Source organism: Tritonibacter aquimaris (genome assembly GCF_009617595.1).
Lineage (GTDB): Bacteria > Pseudomonadota > Alphaproteobacteria > Rhodobacterales > Rhodobacteraceae > Epibacterium > Epibacterium aquimaris.
Genome location: NZ_WIXK01000015.1, coordinates 34,134 through 46,078, shown reverse-complemented (window position 1 = coordinate 46,078; position 11,945 = coordinate 34,134). Strand labels below are relative to the sequence as shown.

Below are 11,945 nucleotides of genomic sequence, written 5' to 3'. Positions count from 1 at the left end.
GGTGAAAGCCCGTGTTGGCAAGTGGATCGAGTTCTACAACCGCAAACGCCCCCAATCCGCCCTTGGCGGCAGACCTCCGGCCGTGGTCTATTGGCTGAGAAAGACAAAACCCAACCCGATCAGCAGGAGCAGAGAGTAGCTTAAGTTACGCCGAAATCTGTCCAAACATTGGGGAGTAGCCCATCCGGCCAGGGGCGTGAAGGCTCCTAACATGGCTGCGATGACTATCTTGAGATGAAATACATCTGCTTGAGTGTGGATTGAGCGCACTTAAACCACGCGCAGCGCAGCCTGACATCAAATGAATAGTATTACAGGGGGCATCGGGTATACGATGCCCCCTTTTTTATGCCAACCGTGGCTTGCTCGCGGGGCGGATATTGATGTCACGGTTGATGGAAATACTTCAAGTGCTGCAGTTTTGCAGCGCTTTTTGATTCTGATTTCACGGTTGTAATTGCAATTTTCGATACAGTTCATTCCGACAATGCAGCACCTATTTGGTATTTTTTGAAAAAAATACCATCAGACTAAAGCCTTGATTGACTTGTAAACTTTCGACTGGGCGCAGTGGGGAGGGTGGTTGATTGAAACTTCATGATTGACGATGTGATGCATAAATGGCCACATATGATGCATGAAAGAATCACATAAAAACACATCTGCATCTACCATGGATCCTGGTCTCGAGTTGGAGATCTTGCGCGGGGTTGTCGACGCCTCTAGCGATGCATGCTGGTGTATGGAATTTGGCGTGCCGGTCGATCTTGCGGCACCATATGATGAGATTGTTCGGCAGGTTTTTGAAAACAACCCATATTGGAGCATCGCAAACGCAGCGATGTCTCGTCTTTATCTGCTGGAGCCAAACGAGGATTTTCTCAAGCGGCCAACAGCTGAAATTTTTCCGCGCAACAAGCAAAACGAAGATTTTGTGCTGAACCTTCTTGCAAATGGTTTTGAAGTAGATGGGGCGCCGGCGCGGGATACCCGCTACGACGGCGTGCAGATCTACGTGGAAAACGATGTGCGCGCACATATCGCTGATGGCAAATTGCGGCGCTTGTTCGGGATCGTGCGCGATGTCGAAAAACACCATCGGCGCGAAGAAAACCTCAGAAATGAACGCGACGAAGCGTTGGATATTTTGGCTGCGCTGCCGCAGCCGGTTCTCGCGCTGAACAGTGATAGCGTCGTTATCGCTGTGTCGCGTTCTGCCGAGCTTCTTCTACGTGCTGGCGCGGACGATTTGCTAGGCGTTCCGGTTGCGGAGCTCGAAATTGTGGGCCTGTCAGAGGCGGTCACCCAATCAGGTGAACAAATGATGCCGACCGAAGGTGCCAATGGGCAAATCAGCTGGGCGATTGCACCACGCCGTATGGGAGGCGTGGTGGTCACTTTGGAGCTGGTTGCGCAGGAGGGTTCACTATGACGATCTGGCAGGATCACCCATTGTTTGATGTCGAAACCCCATCTGAGGCGTTGCAGCGTTTGGACGGGTTTGATGAAGGCATTATTGCGCTTGGCGTTGAAGGAAACGTCTTGTCCGCCAATGCCGAAGCGAAGCGTATCTTGTCGCCGGATGCGGCTGTGGAGCTGAAAGACCTGGACACAATAGGGCAAGCGCTTGGTGGCTGGCAAAAGGTTGTCGATGCGGTGGATGTTGGGAAGCAAACCGATGTCGCCCTGCAGGGCGCGCGTCACAAACAGTATCTTGCGACGTTGCGAAAAATGCCGGGGCAGGCGCAGATCGGGATCATCCTGATCCGAGATCTCGATGCGCTGGAGTTTCGCAAATCTTATGCAACCGGCGGTGCCCCCAAGAGCAACGTGCACTTCCTGACTTTTGAGCGGACTCGTCCGGATTTTGAGCAGCAGCGCCGACTGTCGCCGGAACTTAATCGTGTGCTGTCCCGCGGGGAGCGGGCCCTGAGACAGGGGGCGCGTGTTTTGATCACCGGTGAATCTGGTGTGGGCAAAGGTGAAATCGCGCGCGCGCTTCATCGATCTGTCAGTGATGCCCAGGATCCCTTTGTGGTGGTGAACTGTGCTTCTGCATCGGGTGATCGGCTGGAACGTCAGCTGTTTGGGGCCGCTGCCAGTGATCGGACCTCAGAGCCAAGCTTGGTTGAGCAGGCGCAGGGCGGCACGTTGTTTCTGGATGAGGTCGCTGACATTCCGATGTCGCTTCAGGCGCGCCTGCTGGGCTTTTTGGAAGACAGCGCAGCCGCAACGCGATTGGGCAATTTTGATCGCCGCAATCAGGTGCGGGTGGTTGCAGCAACCAATAAAGATCTAAAGCAATTGGTCCGCGAAGGCGAATTCCGCGCCGACCTCTTTTTCCGCCTAGCGGTTATCAATCTTCAGGTGCCACCGCTGCGCGATATGCAGCCATTGGTGTTGCATCTGATCGAGCGTTTTACACGCACTTTGAACCGCCGTCGCGAGGCGCCAGTCGAAATTCCGCGTCGGTTGCAGCATGTTTTGATGGATTACAGCTTCCCCGGCAATATTCGAGAGCTGTTGAACATCGTGCAACGCATAGCTGTGCTGCAAGAAGACAGTGAAGAGATTGAGGAGCTCATTTATGAGCTCATCTCCCCCATCGACGTACCAGACAGTGAAGCAATCACAGGCCCGAGTTCGGATACCTATGATTTGCGGGCTGAGGTGCGGCGATATGAGCGCATCTTGATCGATCGCGCGATCCGCACGCACGGATCCAAAAGAAAGGCCGCAAAGGCGCTTGGTGTTGATATCGGCACCATCGTTCGAAAGACGGCCGAACCAACAGTGGAGGTTTCGAGTGGTGAAACCCCCAACAAGGAGATCACCGATGACACGCATCAAACAACTGGCGGCAAACGCTAGCAGTGTTGCGATAATTCTTGCCACAACAACGGCGGCATACGCCGGGGGCGAGCTCAATCTACTCACTTGGGAGGGCTATGCAGACCCAAGTTTTATTGAACCATTTGAAGCCGCAACCGGCTGCAAAGTTTCGGCAACATATGTGGGTGCCAATGATGATTTTGCCCCGAAACTGGCGGCGGGCGGTGGGGTATTTGACCTTGTATCCCCCTCAATTGACAGCACCGCCCCGCTGATTGCTGCCGGTTTTGTGGAAGAGATCGATACCGCAAAGCTCCCCCGGTTTGGCGAGATTTATGATAAGTTTCGCGATGCTGATGGCATCAACGTAGATGGTAAAACCTACGGGGTGCCATATGCCTGGGGTGCGATCAGCTTTATGTATCGCCCGGACAAGTTTGACACGCCGCCAACGTCATTGGCAGAGCTGTGGAACCCTGAACTCAAAGGGCGTGTTTCGCTTTGGGATGACAAAAGCGCGCTTTATGTAGCAGCCCGTCTGAACGGTGATATGGACATCTATAATCTGAGCGATGATCAGATTGGTGCTGCACAGGAAAAGCTGGCTGAACAACGCCCATTGGTGCGCAAATACTGGTCGACTGCGGGTGAACTGGTTGATCTTTTCCTCGCGGATGAGGTTTGGGTGTCCAACACCTGGGCGGGTTACCAATCGGCACTTTTGGCGGCTGAGGGTATGGAGGTCGTTGAATTTATTCCCAAAGAACGTGCCGAAGGCTGGATGGACAGCTTTATGATCGTCTCGGGTTCCCCCAATGAAGACTGCGCCTACAAGTTTTTGAACATGGCCATCAGTGAGCAGGGCCAATGTGGTGTTGCCAATGTCAACGGCTACTCTGTGACCAACCCAGTTGCGGCCCGCGCCTGTATGTCGCCAGAGCAATTCACGGCCCTGCATCAGGATGATTTGTCCTATCTCGACAGCCTGATGCTGTGGGAAAACCTCGGTGCCCGTCTGCAGACCTACACCAACGCGTGGAACGCGGTGAAGGCTCAATAAAGGGTCTGTGGAGAGCGCGCATTGGCCTGCGCTCTCCCGCTCTTCCTCTATTCAAGCTGGGGTAGGACGATGAACGAAATAATTAAAATCGATGCAGTGACCAAAAGCTGGGGCTCTGTGGTTGGGGTGGATGACGTTAGCTTTTCCGTCAAAGAAGGTGAGTTCGTCACCCTTCTGGGCCCGTCGGGATGTGGCAAATCAACCTTGCTGCGAATGATCGGGGGGTTTGAAACCCCTACGGATGGGCGGATTTGGCTGGATGGCGAAGACGTCAGCTTTGACCCGCCAAACAAACGCGCTGTGAATATGGTGTTTCAGGATTATGCGCTGTTTCCGCATATGTCTGTTGGCCGCAATGTGGCCTATGGGCTGCGGGTGGCAGGTGTTTCCGCCAGTGACCGAGAGGCGCGCGCGATTGAAGCGTTGGATCTGGTTGGGCTCGCCGACAAAGCCAACAACATGCCACATGAGCTGTCGGGCGGGCAGCGCCAGCGTGTTGCATTGGCGCGGGCGATTGTGCGCAAGCCCAAGGTGCTGTTGTTGGATGAGCCGCTTTCGGCGCTTGACGCAAACCTTCGCGAAGAAATGCAGGTTGAGCTGCGCCGCCTGCACACCAAGGTTGGCCTGACTTTTATCATGGTGACCCATGATCAGGACGAAGCGCTGGCAATGGCGGACCGGGTAATCGTAATGCGGGCTGGGTCTGTCATTCAGGATGGCACCCCAGATGAGCTTTATGATCAGCCAAACTCGCCCTATGTCGCGGGCTTTATCGGTGCCTCCAATCTGTTTACCTCACAGGTGAGCGGCAATACCGTTGATTGCTTTGGCCAAGTGCTGGAGTTGCCAAGCGCGCTGACCACGCAAAGCGGTGGAACTTTTGGCTTTAGGCCTGAAAAAGTGCGCTTGCTTGCCGCCAATGAACCCGCTGGGCCCAATGTGCTGACCGGCACGGTGCGCGAGGTCCTGTATCATGGGGCGTCAGCCCGGATGGTCGTTGTTTTGGGCGGTGGTGAAATCACCGCAACCTGTCCCATCCAAACCCTGTCAGGCCGCAAACTTCTGCCGTCAGAGGGCAGCACTGTGCGCCTTGAAGTGCCATCAGATCGGTTGATGCATTTCGCGCAGGAGGCAGCCGAATGAGCAGCCTTCGCAAATACTTGGTGCTGTCTCCACCTTTGGTGTGGACGGTGGTCTTTATGTTCGTGCCTTACACGATCTTGCTGGTCTACTCATTCTGGACCGCGCAATTTCCAACCTTTGTGCCGGATTTTCAATTTGGCAACTACCTCGAGCTGGTGCGGGATCCGCAGTATCTCAATGTGTTGCTGCGCACGTTGAAAATCGCTGTGTTAGTGTCGATTTTTGCCCTGCTTCTGGCCTATCCCTACACGTTCTTTCTTGTCTTTAAGGTCAAGAAACCCGGGGTGCGGCTTGCGCTTTATATGGCGGTGGTTGCACCGCTCTGGGTGAGCTACCTGCTGCGGGCCTATACTTGGAAGACCATTCTGGGCACCAATGGTGTTTTGAATTCCTTTCTGATGTCTGCCGGAGTGATTTCCGAACCATCAAGCGTGTTCTTGTACAATCAGGTCGCGATGGTGGTGACGCTGACCTATGTGTTCATTCCGTTTATGGTGATCCCGATCTACGCGGTGCTGGAAAAGATTCCGACATCCCTGTTGGAGGCCTCATCCGACCTCGGTGAAAACGCGCTGACGACCTTCTTTAAGGTGACGCTGCCGCTGTCCATGACCGGTGTGGTGGCTGGGTTCACCATGACCTTCTGCCTGTCCTTTGGCGATTTCATCGCCCCGGTTTTGGTGGGCGGGCCCAACAGCCTGATGATCTCCAACGTGATTGCGTCGCAGTTTGGAGCCTCGCTCAATTGGCCGCTGGGGTCCGCGCTCGCGCTGGTGATGCTGCTGATCGTTTTAGGCATTATTTCTGCATCTGACCGCTTTGAGCGTCTGGGGCAGGGGAGGTTGTCATGAGCCGCTCTTTGACCCAAATGCGCCGCGCCGCAATGGTGGATAAATGCGCTTGGCTTGGATTTGTTGCCGCTGTTCTGGCTTTTCTTTATGTGCCGATCGCCATTCTGGTGATGTACAGCTTCAACGCTTCCAGAGCGCTCTCTTGGCCGATGTCCGGGTTGACCCTGGATTGGTACCGGAAGCTTGCCCAGAATGAGCAACTTTTGGAGGCCATCGGCAACTCGTTTTACGTTGCCACCAGTGCCACAGCGCTGACCCTGATCATTGGGGTTCCCGCAGCCATTGTGCTGGATCAGTTGGATTTCCCCGGTAAGTCGGTGTTTCGCAAACTCATCCTGCTGCCGATTGCCTTGCCCGGGATCATTACGGGTATTTCGATGCTGACGTTGTTTAGGCTGGTTGGGTTCAATCTGAGCCTGGAAACCGTGATCATCGGCCATGCAACAGCGCTCTTGGCGGTTGTTGTGACGCAGGTCTATGCCCGGCTGCAACGGTTGCCCAACACCTATGGCGAAGCCTCGGCTGATCTTGGTGCAAATGGCCTCCAGACCTTTTTTCTGGTGACTTTGCCCAACATCAAATCTGCGGTGATCGGCGCTGGGCTGCTGAGCTTTACCCTCAGCTTTGATGAAATCCCCGTCACTTTCTTCCTGACCGGGCGCGACAACACGCTGCCCATGTACATCTGGTCGACCATGCGCCGGGGCATCACTCCAGAAATCAATGCGGTAGGTGCGCTGATCGTGCTGTTCTCCGCAATCCTTGTCATCACATCGGTCTCGCTGCTGCGAGACAAATCAACCGCTCGATAAGCGGATCTTTAGGGAGCATAAAATGAATAAGATAGCAGACGTGAATCCAAACGTCCTGAAAGCCGCGCTTATTGGCGGGGAGTGGGTCGATGGGAATGGCGGAACACTTGACGTTTACAATCCTCATGATGGATCGGTTCTTCACACCATTGGGGTGTGTTCCCCTGCGGATGCCGAAGCTGCCATTGCCAATGCCAAAGCTGCGCAACCGGCCTGGGCCGCGATGTCCACGATTGAGCGCGCCCAGATCATGCGCCGCATTCATCAGTTGTTTTTGGAGCGCGCTGAACCAATTGCACAGATGATCACCGCTGAGATTGGTAAGGTCATCACGGATGCGCGGGAAGAGGTGTTCGAATACTCGGCACCGTCCTGGGCAAAATCTGCCGAAGAAATTCTGCGTCATCGCGGGCTTAGTTTTCCGTCAACCCAAGAGCGGACTCGCAATAAGCGTCTGGTGATGAACCATCGCCCGCTGGGTGTTGTGGCCGTGGTCACGCCTTATAACTTCCCAACCGATATTTCCTCGATCGCGCTGGCGCATATTGCAGCGGCGGGCAATACGGTGATCTGGAAACCATCCGAACATGCGGCCGTGTCCTGTGCGATGCTTGCGGACATCTTCAAGGATGCTGGCTTGCCGGATGGTGTGATCAATGTGGTTCAGGGCAAAGGCGATGTTGGGGCGGCGCTTGTCGACAGCAGTGATGTGGACGGCGTGTTCTTTACGGGTTCTACCGCGACCGGCAAGAAAATCGCAGAAAAATGCGCCTTGCGGCCGCATCTGTTGGAGTTGGGCGGCGATGGCCCGTTCATCATTATGGATGACGCTGACATCGATGCCGCAGTGGAGGGGGCGATCAACGGTTGCTTCTACTACTCTGGTCAGGTCTGCACATCTGCCGAGCGTGTTCTGGTGCATGAAGCGGTTTATGATGAATTTGTCGCGAAGTTCCGCGCCAAAGCAGCAGAGCTTAAGATCGGTGATCCTTCCAAAGAAGACACTGAAATGGGGCCATTGTGCAACCACGACACGCTGCGCCGTGTGAAGGGCCATGTCGAAAACGCCGTTGCCAAAGGCGCGAAGATCGAACAGTTCGGCAAAGAAGAAGGGCTCTATTACCCGGCGACCATCCTCACGGATGTGACCACGGATATGGACATCATGTGCGAGGAAACCTTTGGTCCTGTTGCGCCGATCTACAAGCTCAAGAATGCAGAAGAGGCAATCGAAATTGCCCATCAGTCTGGCCTTGGTTTGATTGCGTCGCTTTGGACCAAGGATCTGGCGACCGCTTGGCAGATCGGTGAGGCATTGCCTCATGGTACGGTCAACATCAACGAAACTTCGAACTATTGGGATCAGCTTGCCCCCTTCGGTGGCACCGGTCAGTCCGGTGTTGGCCGCGAGCTGAGCCAGTGGTTCCTGGAAACCTTCACCGAGAAGAAACTGTTGGTATTTGATCTGGGCGGCGAGTCTTACAGCCGCCGCGCAGAGGGCGGCTGGTAATCAACTCCCAGTCGTACCGGGTGCCGGAGCGAAGCAATTCGCTCCGGCATTTTTGTTTGTGGGGACAGAGTTTAGGGAGGCGCGAAAGCTTGTGTGATTGGGAGGGTTTTTAAGGAGATAATTTTAGTATTGCTAAATAATTTGAGTTTTTTCACTGGAAGTGGTCATATGTGCAGTAATACTAAAATTACGACCGCTGCTTTGGGCGCGGCTTTGAATTGGGAGTGTGGCCAGTGGAGCGACTAAATTACCTGCAAGACGCGATGAAATCTAACTCTGTCGATCTGGTTGTGCTTGCACCAGGTGGGTATTTGAATTGGCTTGCAGCTTTGTCGCCACATTCGGATGAACGGCCATTTTTGGTGTTCGTGTCTCAGACCAACGTGGGCGTGTTGGTGCCTCAGCTTGAGGCGCAGGGCCTCACCGCAAAGACAAGCTACCCACTGTATGCATGGCATGATGCGACCGGGCCGGATGCTGCGCTTGTACAGCTTTTGCAAGACCTAGGCGGCAGCGATGCCAAGGTGCTTGCCCTTGATGAAGCAATGCGTGCGGATCATGCGGGGTTGGTTCGAAAGCATCTCCCCAACGCAAATCAGCTTTTCATGTGGGAAAGTCTGGGTGCGCTGCGGATGCGTAAAAGCGAGAGCGAATACCAGCTTTTGAAACAGAATGCCTTGGTTGCCGATGCGGCCATGCGCAAGGCCTGGGCACAGATGCATGTTGGCATGGGCGAAAGCGATGTGGCGCAGATCATCGCTGACAGTTTTGCCCATTCCGGCGCAAGGTCGCTGTTCCGGATTGTGGCCTCTGGCGCCAATGGTGCGATGCCACACTATATGGCGGGTGAATCTGTGCTTCGGACCGGGGATCCCGTGGTTATGGACATTGGCGGGCGCATGCACGGCTATTGCTCTGATATGACCCGTATGGCGTCTATTGGGGCCCCCAGCCCCGAGTTGGTCGAAGTGCACGGGATCGTCGAAGAGGCGGTGCAGGCCGCAATGAAAGCTGCTCGGCCAGGCGTGGCGGCGCGCGATGTCGATGCTGCTGCACGGCAAGTCATCGCGTGTGCTGGCTATGGCGCCTATTTCAACCACCGTATTGGTCATGGTCTGGGGCAAGAGGTACACGAGGCCCCCTATTTGACCGGCACGGCAGATACTGTCCTAGAGGAGGGTATGGTGTTCTCGATTGAGCCGGGAATTTACCTGCCGGATCGATTTGGTGTGCGGCTTGAAGAGATTGTGATTCTGCGTGCGGATGGCCCGGAAATCCTGTCGGAACTGCCGCGCGACATTCACGTCGTTGAGAATTAGAAACCACTCTACGCGCAAGCCTTTCAAACATAGGCAGGATTTTTCGCATTTGGTGCCGTCGCGTCGTATTTTTAGTAATGGTAAAATTTTGTTGACCGATTTGAAGTCTGAAGTATAGGATTTCACCAATGCTTAAAAAACCTACCATAAATACACCGTCAAAACCCCCTTTGGGAGAGGCACTACGTGCCCGCCGCAAAGAGCTGAAACTCTCCATGCAGACGGTTGCGGATCGTGCGGGACTTTCTGTCGGCTTTGTGAGCCAGGTTGAGCGCGGCCAGTCTGCGCCCTCTCTTGTGTCGCTCAGCTCAATTGCTGCGATCTTGGAATTGCCGCTGGGATCACTGCTGGATCAGCCGTCTGAAAAACCCAGCAGCACCTCGCAAGGCGCGCGAGATAAGTTTTCGGTGGCAGACAACGAACTGGTCTATGAACGCCTGTCGACCACGTTCAACCATTCACGGCTGCACTCGCTGATCGTGCATGAACCCCCAGGGCACCGTTACGAACCCATCAGCCATCCTGGCGAGGAACTCTTTTACATGTTGTCTGGCACGATCACCATCGAGATCGATGGTGAGGTTTCAGTGCTTGGCCCCGGAGATTCCATCCACTTCGACAGCTACCGCACCCATTCATCCTGGAACCATGGCAGCGAAGTTGCCTCCTTCCTCTGGTGCGGGACCATGGATGTGTTTGGTGAAGGCGGAACCGCGTTTCATCCGCTTCATAAGGAACCCAAAGGGGGCAATTAAGACCCTCTATCAACGATAATCGGCCGTGTTCTAAATCTTGAGAAACAGGGGTGAGCAGGGTCAAAACAAGGAGATCATTGTGAATAAAACTACTGGAATTCTGGCTGCAGTGGCGCTGATGTCGTCCACCGCGCTTGTGAACGCAGAAACCCTGCGTTGGGCCCGCGCAGGTGATGCGCTGACGCTTGACCCCCATGCCCAGAACGAAGGGCCAACCCACACCGTACGTCACCAGATGTATGAGCCGCTTTTGGTGCGTGATGTCACTGGCGCATTTGAGCCTGCACTGGCAACCGAATGGGCACCATCTGAAAGCGACCCGAACGTTTGGGTCTTTAAGCTGCGTGAAGGTGTGAAATTCCACGGTGGCGAAGAGTTCACCGCCGAAGATGTTGTCTTCAGCTTTGAGCGTGCAAAGCAGCCTAACTCCGACATGAAAGAGCTGATCGGCTCCATCGTCGAAGTCCGCGCAGTCGATGACTACACCGTTGAACTGGTCACCGATGGCCCGAACCCGATCCTGCCATCAAACCTCACCAACCTGTTCATGATGGATAAGGGCTGGTCTGAGGCCAATAACACCACCAATGTGCAAGACTTCGAGGGTGGTGAGATCACCTATGCGACCACCCATGCAAATGGCACCGGTCCTTACATCCTGCAAAGCCGTGAGCCTGACGTGAAAACTGTCATGACACGCAATGAAAACTATTGGGGCCGTGATCAGTTCCCGATGCAGGTTTCTGAAATCATCTACACCCCGATCCAAAACCCAGCGACCCGCGTTGCGGCGCTGCTGTCGGGTGAGGTGAACTTCCTGCAGGATCCAACCGTTCAGGACCTTGGCCGGATTGATGCGGCACCGGGTCTGGTTGTGAAACAGGCACCGCAGAACCGTGTGATCTTCTTTGGCATGAACAATGGCGCGGCGGATATTGAAGCCGACAACATTGAAGGCGCAAACCCGCTGTCTGATGTGCGCGTGCGTAAGGCGATGGCCATGGCGATCAACCGTGATGCGATCAAACAGGTTGTAATGCGTGGCCAGTCCAAGCCTGCCGGTATGATCGCACCTCCGTTTGTAAATGGCTGGACCGCGGAAATGGACGCCGAAAGCTCAACCGATCTGAACACCGCCAAAGCACTGATGGCCGAGGCTGGTTATGGTGACGGTTTCTCGCTGCGTCTGGATTGCCCGAATGATCGCTACATCAATGATGAAGCAATCTGTCAGGCCGCAGTTGGCATGCTGGGTCAGATTGGTGTGAAGGTGAACCTGAACGCGCAGCCTAAAGCACAGCATTTCCCGTTGATTACCGACGGCAAAACCGACTTTTACATGCTGGGTTGGGGTGTTCCGACCTATGACTCCGAGTACATCTTCAACTTCCTCGTGCACGGTCGTGAAAGCGATATCGGCACCTGGAACGGTACCGGTTTCGACAATGATGAAGTTGATGCCAAAATCAAATCGCTCGCGTCCAATACCGATCTGGCTGCGCGCAACGCTGACATCGCCTCCATCTGGCGTGTAGTTCAGGATGAGCAGCTCTACATCCCGATCCACCACCAGGTGCTGAACTGGGCTATGGGTGACGGCGTTGGCATCGCAGTTGATGCCGAAGACCAGCCCAAGGTCAAATACTTCACCATGAACTAAGCT

10 protein-coding genes are annotated in these 11,945 nt (G+C 54.7%); all 10 read left to right on the top strand.

From position 1 onward, the window contains the following. Positions 1-673: 673 nt before the first annotated feature. The 10 genes from GG681_RS17340 (at position 674) to GG681_RS17295 (ending at position 11,942) form a co-directional block, all read left to right on the top strand. Positions 674-1,432, top strand: coding sequence for a hypothetical protein (locus tag GG681_RS17340; protein ID WP_194287221.1), 759 nt, complete (start codon positions 674-676; stop codon positions 1,430-1,432). Then, positions 1,429-2,871 (top strand): sigma 54-interacting transcriptional regulator, encoded by a 1,443-nt coding sequence (locus GG681_RS17335; RefSeq protein ID WP_153549294.1) that lies wholly within the window; start codon positions 1,429-1,431, stop codon positions 2,869-2,871. Before GG681_RS17340 ends, GG681_RS17335 begins: the two co-directional genes overlap by 4 nt. Continuing rightward, positions 2,837-3,892, top strand: a complete 1,056-nt coding sequence (locus GG681_RS17330) for an ABC transporter substrate-binding protein (protein ID WP_153549293.1) — start codon at positions 2,837-2,839, stop codon at positions 3,890-3,892. The genes GG681_RS17335 and GG681_RS17330 overlap by 35 nt, the downstream gene beginning before the upstream one ends. A gap of 69 nt (positions 3,893-3,961) precedes the next feature. After that, positions 3,962-5,035: an ABC transporter ATP-binding protein gene (locus tag GG681_RS17325; RefSeq protein WP_153549292.1), complete on the top strand. Its 1,074-nt coding sequence runs from the start codon at positions 3,962-3,964 to the stop codon at positions 5,033-5,035. Then, positions 5,032-5,886 (top strand): ABC transporter permease, encoded by an 855-nt coding sequence (locus GG681_RS17320; RefSeq protein WP_153549291.1) that lies wholly within the window; start codon positions 5,032-5,034, stop codon positions 5,884-5,886. Before GG681_RS17325 ends, GG681_RS17320 begins: the two co-directional genes overlap by 4 nt. After that, positions 5,883-6,698 (top strand): ABC transporter permease, encoded by an 816-nt coding sequence (locus GG681_RS17315; protein ID WP_214645161.1) that lies wholly within the window; start codon positions 5,883-5,885, stop codon positions 6,696-6,698. Before GG681_RS17320 ends, GG681_RS17315 begins: the two co-directional genes overlap by 4 nt. 22 nt (positions 6,699-6,720) lie before the next feature. After that, complete coding sequence (locus GG681_RS17310) at positions 6,721-8,208, top strand: aldehyde dehydrogenase family protein (protein WP_153549290.1); 1,488 nt, start codon at positions 6,721-6,723, stop codon at positions 8,206-8,208. 233 nt (positions 8,209-8,441) lie between these two features. Next, complete coding sequence (locus GG681_RS17305) at positions 8,442-9,527, top strand: Xaa-Pro peptidase family protein (RefSeq protein WP_328593440.1); 1,086 nt, start codon at positions 8,442-8,444, stop codon at positions 9,525-9,527. A 128-nt stretch (positions 9,528-9,655) separates the two neighbouring features. Further along, a complete protein-coding gene (locus GG681_RS17300) occupies positions 9,656-10,282 on the top strand; it encodes a helix-turn-helix domain-containing protein (RefSeq protein ID WP_153549289.1) in 627 nt (208 codons plus the stop codon). Between the two features lie 118 nt (positions 10,283-10,400). Continuing rightward, positions 10,401-11,942, top strand: a complete 1,542-nt coding sequence (locus GG681_RS17295) for an ABC transporter substrate-binding protein (protein WP_153549301.1) — start codon at positions 10,401-10,403, stop codon at positions 11,940-11,942. Positions 11,943-11,945 lie beyond the last annotated feature (3 nt).

Excerpts from the sequence above, each read along its gene's own strand:
- GG681_RS17340 (WP_194287221.1), top strand. The coding sequence starts at position 674 with ATGGATCCTGGTCTCGAGTTGGAGATCTTGCGCGGGGTTGTCGACGCC.
- GG681_RS17335 (WP_153549294.1), top strand. The coding sequence starts at position 1,429 with ATGACGATCTGGCAGGATCACCCATTGTTTGATGTCGAAACCCCATCT.
- GG681_RS17330 (WP_153549293.1), top strand. The coding sequence starts at position 2,837 with ATGACACGCATCAAACAACTGGCGGCAAACGCTAGCAGTGTTGCGATA.
- GG681_RS17325 (WP_153549292.1), top strand. The coding sequence starts at position 3,962 with ATGAACGAAATAATTAAAATCGATGCAGTGACCAAAAGCTGGGGCTCT.
- GG681_RS17320 (WP_153549291.1), top strand. The coding sequence starts at position 5,032 with ATGAGCAGCCTTCGCAAATACTTGGTGCTGTCTCCACCTTTGGTGTGG.
- GG681_RS17315 (WP_214645161.1), top strand. The coding sequence starts at position 5,883 with ATGAGCCGCTCTTTGACCCAAATGCGCCGCGCCGCAATGGTGGATAAA.
- GG681_RS17310 (WP_153549290.1), top strand. The coding sequence starts at position 6,721 with ATGAATAAGATAGCAGACGTGAATCCAAACGTCCTGAAAGCCGCGCTT.
- GG681_RS17300 (WP_153549289.1), top strand. The coding sequence starts at position 9,656 with ATGCTTAAAAAACCTACCATAAATACACCGTCAAAACCCCCTTTGGGA.
- GG681_RS17295 (WP_153549301.1), top strand. The coding sequence starts at position 10,401 with ATGTCGTCCACCGCGCTTGTGAACGCAGAAACCCTGCGTTGGGCCCGC.